Raw genomic sequence first — 19284 nt, 5'->3', positions numbered from 1 at the left:
CCCCCGGCGGACGTGGGTCACACCAGGAACGCGTCGAGGAGCATGGCGAGCGCCACGGCCAGGAGCACCGCACCGAACAGCCGCCGCAGGGTGTCCGTGGACACCTTCGCGGCCAGCCGTTTCCCGTCCCAGGCGCCCAGCACCGCCGATGCCGTGAACGGTGCTATCACCGCCCAGTCCAGCGGGGTCGGTGTGGCGAGCCGGGTGACGAGCGCCACTGCCGAGTTGACCGTGATGACCAGCAGGCTCGTCCCCACGGCCGCGGTCATCGGCAGGGCGAGGACGGTGACCAGGGCCGGCACCGCCAGGAATCCGCCGCCCACTCCCAGCAGCCCCGTCAGCGCTCCGAGTCCCGCCCCCGCCCCGGCCGCCCTACGGGCGGGGACTACGTCCGGGCCGCGCCCGTCCCCGGCGCCCGGCGGCGCCGGACGGGGCCGGAGCATCCGGACCGCGGCGAACGCCGCGAGCACGGCGAACGCCACGGTCAGCACCACCGCCGGAATCCGTGCCGACAGCGCGCCCGCGACGGCGGCCGGGACGACGCCCGCGGCGGCGAAGAGCCCTCCCGTACGCCACCTGACCACGCCCTCCCGAGCATGGGCCAGCAGTCCGGTGAGCGAGGTCGCGATGACGATGAGGAGCCCGGCGGTGGTGGCCGCTGCGGGGGTGAAGCCGAGCAGATAGATCAGCGCGGGCACGGCGAGGACGCTGCCCCCGCCGCCCAGCCCGCCGAGCGCCAGGCCGACCACGGCCCCGGCCGCCAGCGCCAGGACCAGCGAGGTCACGCGGTCGTGCCCGGTGCCGGGGAACCGGACGCCGGTCCGCCCGTCGCGCCGGGGCGCTCGGCCACGACGACGGTCAGTCCCGCCTCGCCCGCCGCGCCGAAGACGTCGTCGACAGCCACCACCTCGCGCCCCGCCGCGTCCAGCAGCGACGCGGCGACCGCCGCCCGCATGCCACCCGCGCAGTGCACCCACACCACGCCCGGCGGCACCTCGGCCAGCCGGCCGGGCAGTTCGTGCACGGGGATGTGCACCGCGCCGGCGATCGCGGCGCCGTCGCGCTCCGAGGCCCGCCGTACATCGAGTACCACCGGGTCCTCGCCGCGGCGGCGGGCGGCGGCCAGCCCCGCGAAGTCCGACCGTGCGAAGGAGCGCAGCTCGTCAGCTGTCCGGACCCAGGAATCCGGGGCACCGGTGGCCGCGGCGGCCGGCCGGTCGATGCCGACCCGTGCCAGCTCGCGCTGAGCGGCCGCTATCTCCTCGGCGGTGGACGCCAGCAGGGTGACCGGCCTGCCCCACGGGATGAGCCAGGCCAGATAGGTGGCGGGCTGTCCGGCACCCTCGAAGTTGAACGACCCGGCGACATGCCCCTCGGCGAACGCGACGCGGCCGCGCAGGTCCACCACCCACTCGCCCGCGGCGAGCCGCCTCGCTATCTCCCCGGCGTCCGCCGGTGCGGGCGGGGTCAGGTCGATGGGCGAGGGGCCCGCGGCGTTTGCCGGGCCCATGTGGGCGTAGTAGGCGGGAACGTCGTCGAGACCGGCGAGCAGCTCCGCGACGAAGGTGTCCACGTCCTTGACCAGCGCCTCGTTCCGGCCGCGCTCGGCACCGATCGTCGTCGCGGTGCCCTCGCCCGGCGTGGTGGAGCAGAAGCTGCCGAAGCCGTGCGTGGGCAGCACGGCGACCTCGTCGTCCAGGGCGTCGGCCAGCCGGTGCGCCGAGGCGTGCTGGGCGCGGGCCAGCCGTTCGGTCAGCCGGGGCTCGACCAGATCGGGGCGGCCCACGCCGCCGATCAGCAGCGAGCCACCGGTGAACGCGGCGACGGCACGGCCGTGCTCCCGCAGGACGTACGAGGTGTGGTGCGGCGTATGTCCCGGCGTGGCCATCGCGCGCAGCGTGAGTCCGCCGTCGACCTCGACGGTGTCTCCGTCGGCGACCGGCGTACGGGCGAAGGAGCCCCGCGCGGCGGCGGGCACCAGATAGCGGGCGCCCGTGATCCGCGCCAGTTCGAGGCCGCCGGACACGTAGTCGTTGTGCAGATGCGTCTCCACCACCAGGGCGATGCGCACCCCGCGAGCGGCGGCCGCGGCGATGATCCGGTCGATGTCACGCGGCGGATCCACCACCGCGGCGGCCCGTTCGCCGCCCGCGAGATAGCTGCGGTTGCCCAGACCGGCGGTGTCCATGGTGTCGATGAAGAACACGACACGCTCCTTCCGATTGCTTACCCCAGGGGGTATATCTTCAGCAGCCTAACAGTAATACCCCAGGGGGTATATTCCGACCCGGAGGTGCCGACTCGGCGCGGACTCCACCGCGTGCGGGCGGTCTGCGTGCACGCAGCGGCACACTCGCCCCCGAGGGGTGTGCGCCACCGCGGGAGCGGGAGCGGCGGGCGAGTGCCGCGGTGGCCGGGGTGCGTGCGGTGGAGTTGCTGGACCACCGGGACGGTGTGATGGGGGGCGCCCGCAGGCGTCGCTGGGGCGCCGGGCCACCCGATTGACAAACGTCCTTGCTGATTCTGCAATGGGGACATGAAGGAACACGACCGGGACGACCCGGAACTGGACACCGTGCTCACCGGTGTCGGACCCCGACTGCGCAGGCTGCGCACCGACCGGGGCGTCACGCTCGCCGCGCTCTCCGCCGCCACCGGAATCTCCGTCTCCACCCTCTCCCGGCTGGAGTCCGGCGGGCGGCGCCCCAGTCTGGAACTGCTGCTCCCGATCGCCCGCGCCCATGAGGTCCCCCTCGACGACCTCGTCGGTGCGCCGCCCGTCGGGGACCCGAGGGTCAGGGCCAAGCCGATCGTGTACGGCGGCAAGACCGCCCTTCCCCTGACCGGACGGCCGGGCGGCCTCCAGGCGTACAAGGTGGTGCACGAGTCCGCCTGTCAGGAGGTGCCGGAGCGGCGTACGCACGAGGGGTACGAGTGGCTGTACGTGCTCTCCGGGAAGCTGCGGCTGCTGCTGGCCGAGCACGACCTGGTGCTGGCTCCGGGGGAGGCCGCCGAGTTCGACACCCGGCTGCCCCACTGGTTCGGTCCGGCCGGTGACGAACCGGTGGAATACCTCAGCCTGTTCGGGCCCCAGGGGGAGCGCATGCACGTCAGGGCCAAGCCGAAGCGGGTGTGAGGGGGCCGGTGCGCCGGACGGGCCGCAGCTGTTCCCAGATCGGCAAGCGACCGCTTAGTATGCGCCGGAGCAGTGGTAATGCCGACAGTGTTGTGGAGGCCCCTCATGCAGGCATGGCGAGTGCACCGGAACGGCGAGCCGAGCGAGGTGATGGAGCTTCAGGAGACGGACCGGCCCACACCCGGAGACGGCCAGACACTGATCGAGGTACGCGCGGCGAACATCAACTTCCCCGACGCGCTCCTCTGCCGAGGCCAGTACCAGGTCCGTCCGCCACTGCCCTTCACCCCCGGCGTGGAGATCTGCGGCGAGACCGAGGACGGGCGCAGGGTGCTCGCCACCCCCGCGCTCCCGCACGGCGGCTTCGCCGAGTACGTCGTCGCCGACGAAGCGGCCCTGCTGCCCGCCCCCGACTCCCTGGACGACGCCGAAGCCGCCGCCCTGCACATCGGCTACCAGACCGGCTGGTTCGGGCTGCACCGCCGGGCGCACCTCCGGGCGGGCGAGACCCTTCTCGTGCACGCGGCCGCGGGCGGTGTCGGCAGCGCCGCCGTCCAGCTCGGCAAGGCGGCGGGCGCCACCGTCATCGGCGTCGTCGGCGGGCCCGAGAAGGCCGGGATCGCCCGGACGCTGGGGTGCGACCTGGTCATCGACCGCCGGAGCGAGGACATCGTCGCGAAGGTCAAGGAAGCGACCGGCGGGCGCGGTGCCGATGTCGTCTACGACCCGGTCGGCGGCGACGCCTACGCCAAGTCCGTGAAGTGCGTCGCCTTCGAGGGACGAGTCGTCGTGGTCGGCTTCGCGAGCGGCGTCATCCCCGCCCCGGCGCTCAACCACGCCCTCGTCAAGAACTACTCGATCGCCGGACTCCACTGGGGTCTGTACAACACCAAGGACCCCGCCGCGGTCCGCGCCTGCCACGACGAACTGACCGCGCTCGCCGCCCGGGGAGTCATCAAGCCGCTGATCAGCGAGCGTGTCGCGATGGCCGGCGCGGCGGATGCCGTGCAGCGTGTCGCCGACGGCACGAGCACCGGCCGCATCGTCGTCCTGCCGACGGGAGCCGCCCGATGACCGCCTCCATCGACGCGGCCGAGGTCCGCCGCCGCACGGGCGAACTGCTCGCCGCGCACCCACCGGCCACCACGGACCGCACCGACTTCCTGAAGGCCCGCTTCGACGCGGGTCTCGCCTGGGTCCACTACCCGGCCGGACTCGGCGGGCTCGACGCACCGCGTTCCCTTCAGCCCGTCATCGACGCCGAACTCGCCGCGGCCGGGGCCCCGGACAACGACCCGCGCCGCATCGGCATCGGTCTCGGCATGGCGGCTCCCACCGTCCTCGGCTTCGGCACCGACGAGCAGAAGCAGCGCTTCCTGCGGCCCCTGTGGGTCGGCGAGGAGGTGTGGTGCCAGCTGTTCAGCGAGCCGGGCGCCGGTTCCGACCTGGCGGCCCTCGGCACCCGGGCCGTCCGCGACGGAGAGGACTGGGTCGTCGACGGGCAGAAGGTCTGGACCTCCAGCGCCCATGTGGCCCGCTGGGCGATCCTGATCGCCCGCACCGATCCCGACCTGCCCAAGCACCGCGGCATCAGCTACTTCATCTGCGACATGACCGACCCCGGTGTCGAGGTGCGTCCGCTGCGCCAGATCACCGGCGAGGCGGAGTTCAACGAGGTCTTCCTCACCGGCGTGCGCATCCCGGACAGCAGGCGGCTCGGCCCGGTCGGCGAGGGCTGGAAGGTCGCCCGGACCACCCTGATGAACGAGCGCGTCTCGATCGGCGGGGCGCGTATCCCGCGCGAGGGCGGCATGATCGGCCCGGTCTCGCGCACCTGGCGCGAACGCCCCGAGCTGCGCACCCACGATCTGCACCAGCGGCTGCTGACCCTGTGGGTGGAGGCCGAGGTCGCCAGGCTCACCGGCGAGAGGCTGCGGCAGCAGCTCGTCGCCGGACACCCCGGCCCCGAGGGGTCGGGCATGAAGCTCGCCTTCGCCCGCCTCAACCAGGAGATCAGCGGCCTGGAGGTCGAACTCCTCGGTGACGGGGGCCTCCTGTACGGCGACTGGACCATGCGCCGCCCGGAACTGGTCGACTTCACCGGACGCGACGCCGGATACCGCTATCTGCGCTCCAAGGGCAACTCCATCGAGGGCGGTACGAGCGAGGTACTGCTGAACATCGTCGCCGAGCGCGTCCTCGGGCTGCCCGTCGAGCCGCGCAACGACAAGGACGTCGCCTGGAAGGACCTCTCCCGATGACCGCGCTCCACCAGCCCGCCGCGACCCCCGACCTCCTCTACTCGGAGACCGAGGAGGATCTGCGGTCCGCCGTGCGCTCCCTGCTCGCCGACCGGGCGGACGCGCCGACCGTGCTCGCCCGCGCGGAGTCCGACACGCCGTACGACCCGCGGTTGTGGCAGGCGCTCGCCGCCGGCATCGGCGCCGCCGGACTCCTCGTACCGGAGAAGCTCGGGGGACAGGGCGCCTCGCACCGGGAGGCCGCCGTGGTCCTGGAGGAGATCGGGCGCAGCGTCGCGCCGACGCCGTACCTGACGAGCGCGGTCGTGGCGACCGCGACGCTGCTCGCGCTGGGGACCGAGGACGGCCCGGCCGCGGAACTGCTCACCGGCCTCGCCTCCGGCCGCAGGGTCGCCGCCCTCGCCGTGCCGTTCGCCACCCCGCCCGCCGGCGCGACCGGCGCGACGGTGGCCGCGGCGGACGGCGTACTCGACGGGACGGTGACCGCGGTGGCCGACGCCGCCACCGCCGACGTGCTGCTGGTCCCCACCCCGCAGGGCCTGTACGCGGTCGAGGCCGCCGCAGACACGGTCACCGTGGACCCGCTCGTCCCGCTCGACCTGACCCGTCCGCTCGCGACCGTCATCCTGAGCGGCGCCACCGGGACCCCGCTCGCCACGGGGGAAGCGGCGGCCGACGCCGTACGGCGAGGGCTGCTCGCCGGTGCCGGGCTGCTCGCCTCCGAACAGCTCGGCCTTGCCGAGTGGTGCCTGACGGAGACTGTCCGGTACACCCGTGAACGGCACCAGTTCAACCGGCCGGTGGGCTCCTTCCAGTCGCTCAAGCACCGGATGGCCCAGCTCTGGCTGGAGGTCGTCTCGGCCCGCGCCGCCGCCCGCAACGCCGCCGACGCCCTCGCCACCGGAAGCCCCGACGTCCCGCTCGCGGTCGCCGTGGCCCAGGCGTACTGCTCGAAGGTCGCGGTCCGTGCGGCCGAGGAGTGCGTACAGCTGCACGGCGGGATCGGGATGACCTGGGAACACCCCGCGCATCTCTATCTGAAGCGGGCCAAGGCCGACTCGATCGCGTACGGCACGGCGGGAAGCCATCGCGCGGCCGTCGCCGAGCTGGCCGAACTCCCGGCGCCGTAGGGCCCTTTCCCCGGATCCTTCAGCGGGGGTACGCGACGCGTACCCCCGCTTCGCCATGTCCGGCGGAGGCGGAGCACCGTGGGCGGGGTGGGCGCGGCCCTTTACGTGCTGTTTAATTGCGATCGTTTCGCAATAACATTCGATCTTCAATAGGGATGTGCAGAGTATGACGGCCCGATCGATACGGGGAGCGGTCGCCACCGTGCTGGCGACCGTGCTGTCGATATCCGCGGCGGCCTGCTCGAATCCGGGAGATCCGGACGCGGGTTCCGGCTCCGGGGCGGGTTCCGCGGACTCCGCGGTCGTCGGTATCGCGTACGAGCCCGACAGCCTCAGCCCGCTGCTCGGCTACGGCAAGGACGGCAACTCCAAGATCTTCGACGGGCTGCTCGCGCTCGACGGCGGGATGACGCTGCGGCCCGCGCTCGCCACCGCCCTGCCCGAGGTCAGCGCCGACGGGCTCACCTACACCTACCGGCTCCGCAAGGGCGTCACGTTCAGCGACGGAAAGCCCTTCGGCGCCAAGGACGTCGTCTTCACCTACCGCACCGTCCTGGACGAGAAGACGAACAACGCCTCCCGCACCGAGCTGGACGCGGTGAAATCCGTCGAGGCGGTCGGCGAGGACAGCGTCGTCTTCACCCTCAAGTACCCCTACGCGCCGTTCGCCCAGCGCACCGTCCTGCCCATCGCCCCCGAACACGTCGCGGGCGGGCAGGACGTCAATACCGGCGCCTTCACCACCCACCCCATCGGCACCGGGCCCTACCTCCTCACCAAGTGGTCCAAGGGCGAGAAACTGAGCTTCAGGGCCAACCCCGATTACTGGGGCGGCGCACCGAAGATCAAGAAGTTCACCATGGCGATCATCAAGGACGACGACGTGCGCGCCACCCGGCTGCGCTCCGGCGACCTCGACGGCGCGATCCTGCCGCCCAACCTCGCCAAGGGCTTCAAGGGCGACGACGGCAAGCGGACCTACGCGGCCACGACGTACGACTACCGCACCGTGACCCTGCCCACCCACAACAAGGTCGCCGGTGACACCGCAGTCCGGCGCGCACTCGATGTCGCCGTCGACCGGCAGGCCATGGTCGACTCCATCCTCAACGGCGAGGGCAAGCCCGCCTACGGTCCCGTCCCCACCGACAGCGAGTGGTTCACCAAGGGCACCGAGCGCACCCACGACCTCGCCGCCGCGAAGAAGATCCTCGACACGGCGGGCTGGAAGCCCGGCAAGGACGGCATCCGCGCCAAGGACGGCGTACGCGCCGCCTTCCCGCTCTGGTACCTCACCGGCGACAAGCTCCGCCAGGAACACGCCCTCGCCTACGCCTCCGACGCCAAGAAGGCCGGCATCGACATCACCGCCGAGGCCGGGACCTGGGAGGTCATCGAGCCCCGGATGAAGCAGGACGCCGTCCTCGCCGGCGGCGGATCGCCCGCCGACCCCGACTTCGACCAGTACACCCTGCTGAAGTCCTCCCTCGCGGGCGACGGCTTCAACAACATGGCGTGGTACGACAACAAGGCCGTCGACACGGCCCTCGAAGCGGGCCGCAGGAGCGGTGACAAGGCCGCCCGCCGGGCCGCGTACGACACGGTCCAGCGGGAACTGGTCAAGAACCCCGGCTACACCTTCCTCACCCACATCGACCACCTCTACGTCGTCGACGACCGGTTCGGCCCGCTCACCACACAGGTCGAACCGCACGACCACGGCCTGGCCTCCGGCCCCTGGTGGAACGTCGAGAAGTGGACCCCCGAGGGCGCGGAGAAGTGAAACGCCGCCTCCCCTGGGGGCCGATGGCGCGGATGGCGGGACGGCGGGCCCTGTTCGCCGTGCCCGTCCTCGGCGTCGTCACCTTCGGCGTGTTCGCCGTCGCCGCCGCATCCCCCTTCGACCCCGTCAAGGCCTACGCGGGCACCGCGGGCCTCACCGCCTCGCAGGAGAACCTCGACCAGCTCCGCGCCAACCTCGGCGTCGACCGGCCGCTGGTCACCCGCTGGTGGAACTGGCTCACCTCCGCGCTCCAGGGCGACTTCGGCGACTCCAGCGTGATGCGCCAGCCGGTCGCCGATGTCATCGGCGAACGCGTCGGCTGGTCCGTGCTGCTCGCCGCCACCGCCTTCGTCGTCGCCATCCTGCTCGGCACCGGCCTCGGTGTCCTGGCCGCCCGCCGTCCCGGCGGCTCGCTCGACCGGTGCGTCAGCTCGGCCGCGTACACCCTGGAAGCCGCCCCCGCCTTCTGGCTCGGGCTGCTCGCCATCTGGTTCTTCGCCCTGAAACTGGACGTCCTGCCGGCCGGCGGACTCACCGACGCCGCCAGCGACACGGTCACCTTCGGCCAGGTCGCCTCCCACCTGGTGCTGCCCGCGGCGGTCCTCGGGATCTCCCAGCTGCCGTGGTTCTTCCTCTACGTGCGCCAGGGAGTCGCCGACGCCCTGGACGAGGACCCGGTACGCGGCGCCCGCGCCCGCGGACTGCGCGAACGCACCGTGCTGCTCGGCCACGCCCTGCGCTCCGGCATGCTGCCGATGCTCACCCTGATCGGCTCCCGCGTCCCCGAACTCATCACCGGCGCACTCCTCGTCGAGACGGTCTTCAGCTGGCCCGGCATCGCCGCCGCCACCGTGCAGGCCGCCACCTCCGTGGACTTCGCGCTGCTCGCCTCCCTCACGGTGCTCGCCACCGTGGCGGTGCTGCTGGGCAACCTCCTGTCCGATCTGCTGTACGGACTGGCCGATCCGAGAGTGGGCTTCGATGGCTGAGGCCGTGTTCGCGTCCCCGCGCCGCACCAGCCGCCGCATCCGTGTGGTCGCCTCGGCGGGGATCGTGGCCGCCGTGCTGCTGGCCGTCCTCGTCGTACCGCCGCTGGTCCAGCTCGACCAGCAGGCCGTCGACCTCGCCGCCAAGCTGCGACCGCCTTCCCTCGCGCACCCGTTCGGAACGGACGACGTGGGCCGGGACCTGCTGCTGCGCTGCGTCTACGGGCTGCGCGTCTCCCTGCTCGTCGGACTGGTCGCCGCCCTCACCGCAACCGTCATCGGCACGGCCGTCGGTGCCCTGGCCGCGGCGTTCGGCGGCTGGACCGACCGGGTCGTCATGCGGCTGGTCGACACCTTCTCGTCCGTACCGCACCTGCTGCTCGGCATCTTCATCGTCGCGATGTTCCGGCCCGGCGTCTGGCCGGTGATCGTCTCCGTGGCCCTGACGCACTGGCTGTCCACGGCACGCATCGTCCGCTCCGAAGTGCTCTCGCTGCGCTCGCGCCCCTTCATCGACGCGGCGATCTCCGGCGGCGCCTCGCGGGGACGGGTCATCGTGCGGCACCTGCTGCCCGGGGTGCTGCCGCAGGCCGGTCTGGCGGCCGTCCTCATGGTGCCGCACGCCATGTGGCACGAGTCGGCGCTGTCCTTCCTGGGCCTCGGCCTGCCCGCCCACCAGGCGAGCCTCGGCAACCTCGTGCAGTCCGCGCGCGGATCGCTGCTCGCCGGTGACTGGTGGCCGACGCTCTTCCCCGGCCTCTTCCTGATCATTCCGACGCTCGCCCTGGCGGGCCTCGCCGGTGCCTGGCGCGAGCGGATCAATCCGCGCCGCCGATCGGAGCTGATGCTGTGACCCGCCCGAGCGAAGACCGGCCGCGCCGGACGTCCGCGCCGGGACACCGTGTGCCGTCCGTGCCGGGGGCTCCGGTGCTGTCCGTGCGGGGGCTCTCCGTCCGCTTCCGGCTGCGCGGCGGGCGGCACATCGCGGCCGTCACCGACGCCCACTTCGACCTCGCGGCCGGGGAGTGCCTGGCGCTGGTCGGCGAGAGCGGCTGCGGCAAGTCCGTACTCGCCTCCGCGCTGCTCGGACTGCTGCCCGCCAACGCCGGGACCACGGGCAGCGCCCTCCTGGCCGGGGACACCGACCTGCTCACCGCGGACGAACGCACCCTCGCCCGCTCGGTACGCGGCCGCCGCATCGGACTCGTACCGCAGAGCCCCGCCGCCCACCTCACCCCCGTGCGCACGGTCCGCGCCCAGCTGGAGGAGACCCTCCGCGAACTGACGGGGGTACGCAGGCCCGCCGTACGGGCGGCGGCGGAGGCGGCCGCCGCCCGCGCCTCGTTCCCCGCCGACCACCTCGACCGCTACCCGCACGAACTCTCCGGCGGCCTCGCCCAGCGCGCCGCCACCGCACTCGCCCTGATCGGCGACGCGCCGCTGCTCCTCGCCGACGAACCCACGACCGGGCTCGACCGGGACCTCGTGGAGCGGACCGTCGACGAGCTGCGCCGCCACACCGACGGGGGCCGTGCACTGCTGCTCATCACCCACGACCTCGCGGCCGCCGAGCGGATCGCCGACCGGGTGGCCGTGATGTACGCCGGACGGATCGTCGAACTCGCCGACGCCGAGCGCTTCTTCGGGCACCCGGGGCCCCGGCACCCGTACGCGAGGGGGCTGCTCGACGCCCTGCCGGAGCGGGACTTCACGCCGATCCCCGGGATGCCGCCGGAGCTGGGCGCCCTGCCCGAGGGATGCGCGTTCGCCGCCCGCTGCGCCCGTGCCGATGAACAGTGCGCCGTGCTGCCCGCGTTCGACGGGGCCGTCGCCTGCCATCACAGCCTGCCCACCGGTGAGGACCGCCGGAGCGAGGAGTCCGCCGATGCTTGAGCTCACCGGCATCACCGCCGGATACGACCCGGGGCGCCCCGTCGTCCGCGACGTCTCGCTGAGCGTCGCCCCGGCCGAGGCGGTCGGGCTGCTCGGTCCGAGCGGCTGCGGCAAGTCCACCCTGGCCAGGGTCGCGGCCCTGCTGCACCGCCCCGACGCGGGCACCGTCACCCTCGGCGGAGAAGCGGTACGCGGCTGGCGCCACCGGGCCCCGCAGGCGCAGCGGACCGCGGTCGGCGTCGTCTTCCAGCAGCCCCGGCTCTCCGCCGACCCCCGGCTGAGCCTGCGCGAACTCATCGCCCAGCCGCTGCGGTCCACGGGGCGGCGCGGGGAGGTCGCGGACCGGGTGGGAGAGCTGGCCGGACGCGTCGGGCTGACCGGGGAACTGCTCGACCGCCGTCCGCACGCGGTGAGCGACGGCCAGCTGCAACGGGCCTGCCTCGCGCGTGCGTTGGTCCTGGAGCCGAGACTGCTGATCTGCGACGAGATGACCGCGATGCTCGACGCCTCGACGACCGCCGCCCTGGTGGCCGTCGTGGAGTCCTACCGCGAGGAGTCCGGGGCGGGGCTGCTGGCGGTAGGCCACGACCGGGTGCTGCTGGAGCGCTGGTGCGACCGGACGGTCCGCTGGGACGAACCGGCCCCGCGGCACGGACCGGAGGAGCGCGGCTGATCCCCCGCGACGGCACGGCCCGCGCGGCCGCTGCCCGCGGCGGATCCGGCCGGCGCCGGACGATGCCTGGCTGACGGCCCGTCCCCTCCATGGCCCGGCGCCGAGGCCGAACAACGGGCGCAGCGCAGTCGACGGGCGGACGACGACCGCTCCAACTCTTGGCAGGTACCTGCCGTGAAGGCGGTGCGCGCCCCCATACTCGGTCGCGTCCGTCCGCACCGCTCTGCTCTTCCCACCGCTTCAGGGAGACCCCATGGCCATGGCACACCTGACCCGTCGCAGAGTCGTCACCACCGCGCTCGCCACCGCGGCCGCGGGCGTGGTCGTCCCCGCCGGGGCGGCCGTCGCCGCCCCCTCCGGCAACCCGGGCGACCACGGCCGCCCCCACGGACCGCGTCCTCTGCGCCACGCCCACGCGCACAACGACTACCTGCACCCGCGACCGCTCCACGACGCCCTCGCGCACGGCTTCACCAGCGTCGAGGCGGACATCTTCCTCGTCGACGGCGAGCTGCTCGTCGCCCACGACGCCGCCGGCCTCGACCCCACCCGCACCCTCGCCTCCCTCTACCTCGATCCGCTGCTGGCCCTGGCCGGGGCGAACCACGGCAGCGTCCCCCCCGGACACCGCGCCCCGCTGCAGCTGCTGATCGACATCAAGGCCGACGGCGTGGCCGCCTACCTCGAACTGGACCGGCAGCTCCAGCGCTACCGCCGGATGCTGACCCGCTACAGCCACGGCAGGGTCCGCGCCGGAGCGGTCACCCCCGTCATCTCCGGCGACCGCGCCGCCCGTGCCCCCATGGAGGCGCAGCACACCCGGTACGCCTTCTACGACGGCCGCCTCGAAGACCTCGGTACGGCGGCCACCGCGTCCTTCATCCCGCTCATCAGCGCCAACTGGACCCAGTCCTTCGGCTGGCTGGGCGCGGGCCCCTTCCCGGCCGCCGAACGGGACCGGCTCGCCGGTCTCGTCAAGACCGCCCACCGGCGGGGTCAGCGCGTCCGTTTCTGGGCCACCCCGGACCTCGCGGGACCCGAGCGCGACGCCGTATGGACCGAGCTGCTCGCGGCCGGGGCCGACCATCTGAACACCGACGACCTGGCGGGCCTCGAACGCTTCCTGCGCGCCCGGGGGAGCGCCGTCCGGGCCGACTGACGCGCCACAGCCGGTAAGTACCCGTTCGGCGGACACGCCAGTGCGCCGAACGGCCTTTCCGCTACGCCACACTGGCGGCCGAATGCCGCAATTCCGGCGCGGCGGTGGAGGTTGGCCATGGCTATTTCGATCTCGTTGGTGCTGCTGATGCTGATCCTGGCAGTGATCTTCCTGCGCAACGGCGGGCTGAAGCTCTCCCATGCGCTGGTCTGCGCCCTGCTCGGGTTCTGCCTCGCGGGCACGAGCATGGCGCCGACCATCCAGGAAGGCATCGTCGCCACCGCGAACGTGGTCAGCGCCCTGAACCCCTGACCGGGACCGGCGCCCCGTCCCCGCGGACGGTTCGTGCCGGTGCGGCCCGATCCCGCACAATGGGGCCATGTCTTTCCCGCCACCCGGACGGCACTCGGGCGCCGCCCACCACGAGTACTGCAACAACGGACTCTGCTGCCGGTGCCAGATGCGGACCTGGTCGACGAAGGTGGGCAACGAACGGCTCTGCGGGCCGTGCGCCTCCTGCTGCCGTGAGTGCGGCCGGGCTCCCGCGCCGCATGTGGACGGGCTCGACGACGGGCTGTGCGCCGAGTGCCGCGGCCTGTGCGGCCGCTGCCAGAGCCCGCGGCGGCCCGACGGCTCCTGCGAATGCCAGAGGTGGCGCGAGGACGCGAAGGGCAATCCGCCGCGCTACGTTCTGCAGGCCCTGCCGCAGCCGCTGATGCAGGCGTTCGGCGGTCGCGTACCGCAGTCCGTCCAGGAGCTGATCCACCAGGAGCTCGGCCGGCGCACCGCGGGCGGTCTGCGCGAACGCATCGAACGCCGGTGGAACCTCCGCTGGGCCCACGCCCTCAACGAGAAGGACGAGGACGGCAGGCGGCGCTGGAGCGCCCAGGACATCGCCGAGCAGCTGCTGCGGCCGGGCCAGTGCGCCGACCCGCAGTGCGAGGACGGCCATCTGATCACCACCGACGCGCCCTGCGGCCGCTGCCGACAGCCCACGCACCGCTTCGTCACCTCGGTCGCCGACCACACGGCCACCCCGGACCACGCCAGGGCGACCGCGGCGGGAATCCGCCGGGCCATGCTGGAGAACCGCTCCCACAAACAGCGCCGGCCGCGCTGAGCCCCCGCACAGGGCCCCGCGCACCGGCCGTCCCCACGCATGGGCGCTCCGTGCACCGGGGCGCGCCTCAGGTGCCGACGAGCCGTGAGCGGATGAGGAACCTCACCCCTTCCGGAGCCTCCAGCGAGAACCCGCTGCCGCGACCCTCCACCACATCGACGATCAGCCGGGTGTGCGCCCACACCTCGTACTGGCTCCTCGACATCCAGAAGGGCACCGTCTCGGCGACGCCCTCGACGGCGAGATCGGCGAGCAGCACATCGGAGTTCCCGGTACGGAACTCACCGGCCAGGTAGCACATGGGCGCGCTGCCGTCGCAGCAGCCGCCCGACTGGTGGAACATCAACGGGCCGTGGCCCGCCCGCAGCCGTCTGACCAGATCGGCCGCCGCGTCGGTGAACTCCACTACCGGAGCGTTCGGAACGTGATCCACGTATCAGCCCTTCCCCGACCGGCCACGGACGGGCCGAGTCAACCGCACCTGACGTTGCGGCAAGGTTGCACGCCCTATGCTCGCGACATGGAGCAGAGGGAAGTTGTGAAGCGCGTGATCGGCATTCTCACCGAGGCGGGTGAGATGCAGCGGCTGCTGGAGGCGGACGTCGACCGGGACGATCTGGACAGCGGTGCCGGTGCTGTCACCGCCCTGCTGAACGAGACGATGCCCCACATCGCGATCCCCGAGGACTTCTCCGTCGAGGAGGTGGTGAGCGTGGTCGGGCGTGAGGTCGGCGGCGCGGTCGAGCAGCTCGTGGGCGCCTTCACCCTGGCCTTCACGATGCTGGCGCAGGTGCACGACTCCGGACAGACGGACGTGACATCGACCGACGTGCTGCGGGATCTCGCGCTCCGGGTCGAGGCGGGCGGCCCCGACGACGACCCCGGTCCCGTCCTGTAGGCAGCGCGCCTCACGGTGTTCCGGCGGGCGGCACGGGGCGGGTGCGCACTCGCTGTGCTCCCCGCCGGGCGGTTCCGGGATGCGGGTGTGCCGCGGCACTGGTTCGCTGGGGGTGTTGGTCCCCCGACGTGGTGGCCCGTACCGTCCGAGGAGTGGTGATGAGCGGTTCCGACGAACCTGCGAACCTGGCCCGGCAGATGCGCGAGAAGGCACAGCAGCTGACCGAGGCCGCGCAGCGCGCGACAGACCCGGAGGAGCGCAAGCGCCTGGAGAAGAAGGCCCGGACGATCCGTGACCGCAGCGAACAGCAGAGCGGCATGGCCGGCGGAGACATCCACCCGCAGAAGTAGGTGCTCCTCCCGGGCCCCGCGACGTGCTCCTCCCGGACCCCCGCGCGGCAGCTCCCGGCCGATGGCCCGGACCTCACCGGGCCCCCGGTGAGGTCCACTCCAGCAGCCGGTCGGCCGTCCATGACGTGACGACGCGCTCCACGGGCACCCCGCACTCCTCGGCCCGCGCACAGCCGAGGATCTGCCAGTCCAGCTGTCCCGGAGCGTGCGCGTCGGTGTCGATGGCGAAGAGCACGCCCGCCTCGACGGCCCGGCGCAGCAGCCGCCGCGGCGGATCCAGCCGTTCCGGGCGGCAGTTGATCTCCACCGCCGTCGCGGACTCGGCACACGCGGCGAAGACCCGGTCCGCGTCGAAATCCGACTCCGGCCGGCTCCGGCCCGCGACGAGGCGCCCCGTGCAGTGGCCCAGGACATCGGCGTGCGGGTCGCGCACCGCCGCTTCCAGCCGCCGCGTCATCGCCCCGGCCTCCATGCGCAGCTTGGAGTGCACCGACACGACGACCACATCGAGCTGTTCCAGCAGCTCCGGTTCCTGATCGAGCGAGCCGTCCGGGAGGATGTCGCACTCGATGCCGGTGAGCAGCCGGAACGGCGCCCACCGCTCGTTGAGTTCCGCCACTACCTTCAGCTGCTCCCGCAGCCTCGGCGCGGACAGTCCGTTCGCGACCGTCAGCCGGGGGGAGTGATCGGTGAGGACCGCCCACTCGTGGCCCAGCTCCATGGCCGTCCGTCCCATCTCCTCGACCGGACTGCCACCGTCCGACCAGTCGGAATGCAGATGGCAGTCGCCCCGCAGACGCGTGAGCAGCGCCTCGCCCCCCTCGGCGAGCGGGACCGTGGCCTCCGTCTCCAGCCGGTCCAGGTACTCCGGCACCCGGCCCGCCAGCGCCTCCCGGATCACCTGGCCCGTCCTGGGCCCGATGCCGCTCACCTTTTCGAGAGTTCCCCGCGTCACCCGTTCCGCGAGTTCGTCTCCGGACAGGTCCTCGACCGCCTCGGCCGCGCGGCGGAACGCCCGTACCCGGTACGTGGCGCCCTGCGAGCGCTCCAGCAGAAACGCGATCCGCCGCAAGGCGGTGGCCGGATCCATCAGTACCTCCCTGGCGGAACGGCGAGCGCCGATGACGGGGACGTCCGGGGCTGTCCGCAACCAGCATCGCCGGATGCCCACCGGCCCGCACGGCGGCGAGCCGTCGGCCGCCCTGCCCGCCCCCGCTCCGCCGGCGGCGCGCGGTCCGGCGCTGTGGAGTGGTGGACGTGCGCTGTCCGGGCCGCACACCGCCGTGACACGGAGAGGAGAGGCGTCGTGCCCGCAGGTTCCCGTCGGAAGCGTGAACGTCAGTACGAGCACATCAAGGAGGGCGCCGAGAAGCGCGGCGAGTCGACCGGGCGTGCGAAGGAGATCGCCGCCCGCACCGTGAACAAGGAGCGGGCGAGGGCCGGCGAGTCCAGGACCGCGAGCAGAGCATGGACGCAGGACAGCAAGTCGGCGTACGAACGCGGTGGGGAGCGGTCGCACAGCGGGGCCCGGGGGGCCGACCAGGGACCAGTTGTACGGCGAGGCGAAGAGGCGGAACATCGGGGACCGCTCCTCGATGAACAAGGAGCAACCGCGTAAGGCCCTGGGCGGCTGAACGGCCGCCGGGCGCCCGAGCCGGCCGCGCTAACGCAGCGGCCCGCCGCCACGCTGACGCAGGGGTGCTTCCGGCTCGGCGCGTACCCAGCGGCCGGCGTGGGAGTCGTAGTCGTACACCGGACGTCCCCGGGCACCGCTGGTGCGGAACGGGCTGCCGTTGTCGTCGATGCGCACGGTCCCGGATCGCCCGCCGGCGCTCCATCGCAGCTCCCCGTACCAGTCGCAGTCACAGCCGGCCGTGCGACCGGTGACCAGGAAGACCTCCGGGTCCGTCGCCGAGACGCTGTACGGGAACGCGACCGCCGCGATCGGCTCACCGGAGTCATTGCCCGCGACGGACCGCGCGAGCGGCCGCGGCAGGTCCAGGTCCACATCGAACAGGCGGGGAGTGAGCGCGCCGCCGCACCCGTGATTCATGCGGTAGACGTCCCGCTTCGGCGGCTCCCGCCGGGCGGTCACCCGGATCCGCAGCGATTCGAGGACCACCGCCCGCTCACCCTTGCCCTGGAGCGTGATCCGCACGCCGGTGTCGGACGCGTGCACGGCACCGAGGGACCGTGCCCAGGACTCGGCGTCCGCCTCCACCGGCGGCGGGGGCACCTCCGCGGTGTCCCCGCCGAGGAGATAGCCGTGATCGCACCCGTTCTTCCAGATGTGATCGTCGGTGGTCCACGAGAGGGGCAACGCGTCGCCCTCCCGTTCCCCGGCGGAGCCGACGCCGTTCTCGGCCACCGTCGCCCGCGGCTGCCGCGGGCGGTCCACCGCCCCGGCCGCCGCGTCGCCGGAAGGGGAGGGCGTGACATCGGGGGAGGGGGCGCCGGAGGAGGGGGCGGCAGGGGAGGGGACGACGGCCCGTCGTGGCCGTTCCGCTCCGGGGACACGCCCCTCGGACTTCTCCACGGCCGCTCCCGGTCCGTCCGCCCCCGAGAACGGCGTTCCGCCGAACACGACGATCAGGGTCAGCGTGATGAGCGTCGCGAGCAGGGCAGTGGCGGCGTACGGACCGCGCCGCCGCGCCGGGGCACGTACGACAGGCTCCCGCCCGTCCCCGCCACCCTCGCCCTTCGTGGAGCCCCCGGCCGTGACGGGGGCGGCCGGCAGGCTCGGCACCGGGACCCGTCGCCGGTTCCGTTCGGCGTCCGCCATGATCCACAGGCGGTGCAGCGCCGCGAGGTCGTCGCCCCCGCACCCGCAGAAGCGGGCCAGCCGCTCCACCGGCGCGAACGCGATCGGCACCGTCCGTCCCACGCAGTACCGGTGCAGTGTCGAGGCGCTGATGTCCACCCGCCGTGCGAGGGAGGCGTAGGTGCGGCCGGACCCGTCCCGCAGGGCGCGCAGCCGCGCCGCGAAGGCCTCGCTCGCGCTCTCCTCGGCTGTTGCCAACCCCCTCGACCTCCCCGGCCGTCCCAGGAGGGCGTTCCACCCCACTGAAAGACCCCACGTCACCGGGGGTGGGATGGTTCCGCCGTTCCAGGGGTTCGTGTCGTGCTTGGCACCGCCCCGACGGCCGCCGAGGCTGGTGCCCGTTCCGCTCAGCCACCGAAACGGGGAGTACTTCCGTGAACAAGATCCGTGCCGCCGTCATGGCCGCCGTAGCCGCGGGCATCACCCTCACCGCACCCTCACCGGCCGCCGCCGCACCCGCCTCGCTCGCGGCCCCCGCGGCGCCGAAGTTCCTCTCGGCCTCGCAGCTGCCCGCCTCCCTCAGCCCGTGGACCGCCGGTCCGGTGCGCCGGGGACTGCCCGACTCCGGCTCCGTCTGCACCGCCGGTATCGCGCCGGCGGCGTCCACCGGCCATCGCGATTTCCGGACGGAGCTGGACACCGGCGCACGCCAGACCACCACGGTCGCGGCCACCACCGCGCGGGCGACGGCACTGGCCGCCGAGCTCCGTGCCGCGCTCGAAAGCTGCCTGGACCGGCTCAAGGAGGAGGACCCGGGGCTTGAGGGCGAGGCCTTCTACCACGGCCGGGTGAACGTCGAGGACGGCGCGCACGTCTACAGCGTCGACACGTCCCACCCCGAGGGCGGCTCGACCGACATCGGCCTCTACTCGGTCGGCCGTGACGGCCGGACGGTGACCGTCCTGGAATGGGGCCAGCTGGGCGATCTCGACGGAGCACCGCTGGAGGGCTTCAGGAAGAGCACCCGCACCGCCGTCGCCAAGCTCCACTGAGCCGCCGTACGGCAGCCGGAGCGAGCCGTACGGCACCCTTCGCGAGCCGCCCGGGCCGCGGCCCGCGAAGGTGCGCGGCACG

20 protein-coding genes and 2 pseudogenes are annotated in these 19284 nt (G+C 73.3%); 17 read left to right on the top strand and 5 right to left on the bottom strand.

The features are described from left to right. Positions 1 to 17: 17 nt before the first annotated feature. Together OG251_RS40720 and OG251_RS40715 are read right to left on the bottom strand one after the other, a co-directional pair. Entirely contained in the window at positions 18 to 785 is a 768-nt protein-coding gene (locus OG251_RS40720; RefSeq protein ID WP_326682298.1) for a sulfite exporter TauE/SafE family protein, read from the bottom strand. After that, on the bottom strand, positions 782 to 2206 hold the full coding sequence (locus OG251_RS40715) for an MBL fold metallo-hydrolase (RefSeq protein WP_326682297.1): 1425 nt from the start codon (positions 2204 to 2206) through the stop codon (positions 782 to 784). Before OG251_RS40715 ends, OG251_RS40720 begins: the two co-directional genes overlap by 4 nt. Before the next feature lie 143 nt (positions 2207 to 2349). Between OG251_RS40715 and OG251_RS40710 the strand changes: the two are divergent. From OG251_RS40710 to OG251_RS40650, 13 genes and pseudogenes are all read left to right on the top strand, one after another. After that, positions 2350 to 2460, top strand: a pseudogene (locus OG251_RS40710) (PIG-L family deacetylase); the annotation flags it as partial. A 76-nt stretch (positions 2461 to 2536) separates the two neighbouring features. Further along, complete coding sequence (locus tag OG251_RS40705) at positions 2537 to 3136, top strand: helix-turn-helix domain-containing protein (RefSeq protein ID WP_326682296.1); 600 nt, start codon at positions 2537 to 2539, stop codon at positions 3134 to 3136. Between the two features lie 105 nt (positions 3137 to 3241). Next, positions 3242 to 4210, top strand: coding sequence for an NADPH:quinone oxidoreductase family protein (locus OG251_RS40700; RefSeq protein ID WP_326682295.1), 969 nt, complete (start codon positions 3242 to 3244; stop codon positions 4208 to 4210). After that, entirely contained in the window at positions 4207 to 5397 is a 1191-nt protein-coding gene (locus tag OG251_RS40695; RefSeq protein WP_326682294.1) for an acyl-CoA dehydrogenase family protein, read from the top strand. The genes OG251_RS40700 and OG251_RS40695 overlap by 4 nt, the downstream gene beginning before the upstream one ends. After that, on the top strand, positions 5394 to 6527 hold the full coding sequence (locus OG251_RS40690) for an acyl-CoA dehydrogenase family protein (RefSeq protein ID WP_326682293.1): 1134 nt from the start codon (positions 5394 to 5396) through the stop codon (positions 6525 to 6527). Before OG251_RS40695 ends, OG251_RS40690 begins: the two co-directional genes overlap by 4 nt. Positions 6528 to 6693: 166 nt before the next feature. Continuing rightward, positions 6694 to 8310, top strand: coding sequence for an ABC transporter substrate-binding protein (locus OG251_RS40685; protein WP_326682292.1), 1617 nt, complete (start codon positions 6694 to 6696; stop codon positions 8308 to 8310). Between the two features lie 23 nt (positions 8311 to 8333). Then, positions 8334 to 9299 (top strand): ABC transporter permease, encoded by a 966-nt coding sequence (locus OG251_RS40680; protein WP_326682783.1) that lies wholly within the window; start codon positions 8334 to 8336, stop codon positions 9297 to 9299. After that, entirely contained in the window at positions 9292 to 10149 is an 858-nt protein-coding gene (locus OG251_RS40675) for an ABC transporter permease (protein ID WP_326682291.1), read from the top strand. The genes OG251_RS40680 and OG251_RS40675 overlap by 8 nt, the downstream gene beginning before the upstream one ends. 50 nt (positions 10150 to 10199) lie before the next feature. Continuing rightward, entirely contained in the window at positions 10200 to 11189 is a 990-nt protein-coding gene (locus OG251_RS40670) for an ABC transporter ATP-binding protein (protein ID WP_326682290.1), read from the top strand. After that, positions 11182 to 11862, top strand: coding sequence for an ABC transporter ATP-binding protein (locus tag OG251_RS40665; protein ID WP_326682289.1), 681 nt, complete (start codon positions 11182 to 11184; stop codon positions 11860 to 11862). The genes OG251_RS40670 and OG251_RS40665 overlap by 8 nt, the downstream gene beginning before the upstream one ends. Before the next feature lie 259 nt (positions 11863 to 12121). Next, positions 12122 to 13021: a phosphatidylinositol-specific phospholipase C/glycerophosphodiester phosphodiesterase family protein gene (locus OG251_RS40660; RefSeq protein ID WP_326682782.1), complete on the top strand. Its 900-nt coding sequence runs from the start codon at positions 12122 to 12124 to the stop codon at positions 13019 to 13021. 117 nt (positions 13022 to 13138) lie between these two features. Beyond that, the gene (locus tag OG251_RS40655; protein WP_073721363.1) at positions 13139 to 13333 is read left to right on the top strand and encodes a hypothetical protein; all 195 of its coding nucleotides are present in this window, start codon (positions 13139 to 13141) and stop codon (positions 13331 to 13333) included. 67 nt (positions 13334 to 13400) lie between these two features. Continuing rightward, a complete protein-coding gene (locus OG251_RS40650) occupies positions 13401 to 14141 on the top strand; it encodes a hypothetical protein (RefSeq protein WP_326682288.1) in 741 nt (246 codons plus the stop codon). A 67-nt stretch (positions 14142 to 14208) separates the two neighbouring features. Here the strand turns inward: OG251_RS40650 and OG251_RS40645 are convergent, their stop codons facing one another. Next, a complete protein-coding gene (locus OG251_RS40645; RefSeq protein ID WP_399589418.1) occupies positions 14209 to 14547 on the bottom strand; it encodes a DUF779 domain-containing protein in 339 nt (112 codons plus the stop codon). Positions 14548 to 14661: 114 nt separating this feature from the next. Between OG251_RS40645 and OG251_RS40640 the strand changes: the two genes are divergently transcribed. Then, positions 14662 to 15039: a hypothetical protein gene (locus OG251_RS40640; RefSeq protein ID WP_266811216.1), complete on the top strand. Its 378-nt coding sequence runs from the start codon at positions 14662 to 14664 to the stop codon at positions 15037 to 15039. Between the two features lie 158 nt (positions 15040 to 15197). Further along, positions 15198 to 15389, top strand: coding sequence for a DUF6381 family protein (locus tag OG251_RS40635; RefSeq protein WP_326682286.1), 192 nt, complete (start codon positions 15198 to 15200; stop codon positions 15387 to 15389). Between the two features lie 73 nt (positions 15390 to 15462). Here the strand turns inward: OG251_RS40635 and OG251_RS40630 are convergent, their stop codons facing one another. After that, positions 15463 to 16479 carry a PHP domain-containing protein gene (locus tag OG251_RS40630; protein ID WP_326682285.1) on the bottom strand — a complete coding sequence of 339 codons (1017 nt, stop codon included), beginning with the start codon at positions 16477 to 16479 and terminating at the stop codon, positions 15463 to 15465. A gap of 216 nt (positions 16480 to 16695) precedes the next feature. Here OG251_RS40630 and OG251_RS40625 point away from each other — a divergent pair. Continuing rightward, positions 16696 to 17023 (top strand): annotated as a pseudogene (locus OG251_RS40625) (plasmid stabilization protein). Between the two features lie 29 nt (positions 17024 to 17052). On the opposite strand, the gene OG251_RS40620 reads toward OG251_RS40625, so the two are convergent. Beyond that, complete coding sequence (locus OG251_RS40620) at positions 17053 to 18408, bottom strand: helix-turn-helix domain-containing protein (protein WP_326682284.1); 1356 nt, start codon at positions 18406 to 18408, stop codon at positions 17053 to 17055. 200 nt (positions 18409 to 18608) lie between these two features. On the opposite strand from OG251_RS40620, the gene OG251_RS40615 reads away from it, so the two are divergent. After that, the gene (locus OG251_RS40615) at positions 18609 to 19202 is read left to right on the top strand and encodes a hypothetical protein (RefSeq protein WP_442818477.1); all 594 of its coding nucleotides are present in this window, start codon (positions 18609 to 18611) and stop codon (positions 19200 to 19202) included. Positions 19203 to 19284: the final 82 nt, after the last annotated feature.

It is taken from the genome of Streptomyces sp. NBC_01237 (assembly GCF_035917275.1).
Lineage (GTDB): Bacteria > Actinomycetota > Actinomycetes > Streptomycetales > Streptomycetaceae > Streptomyces.
This window is presented reverse-complemented; position numbering and strand designations above follow the sequence as displayed.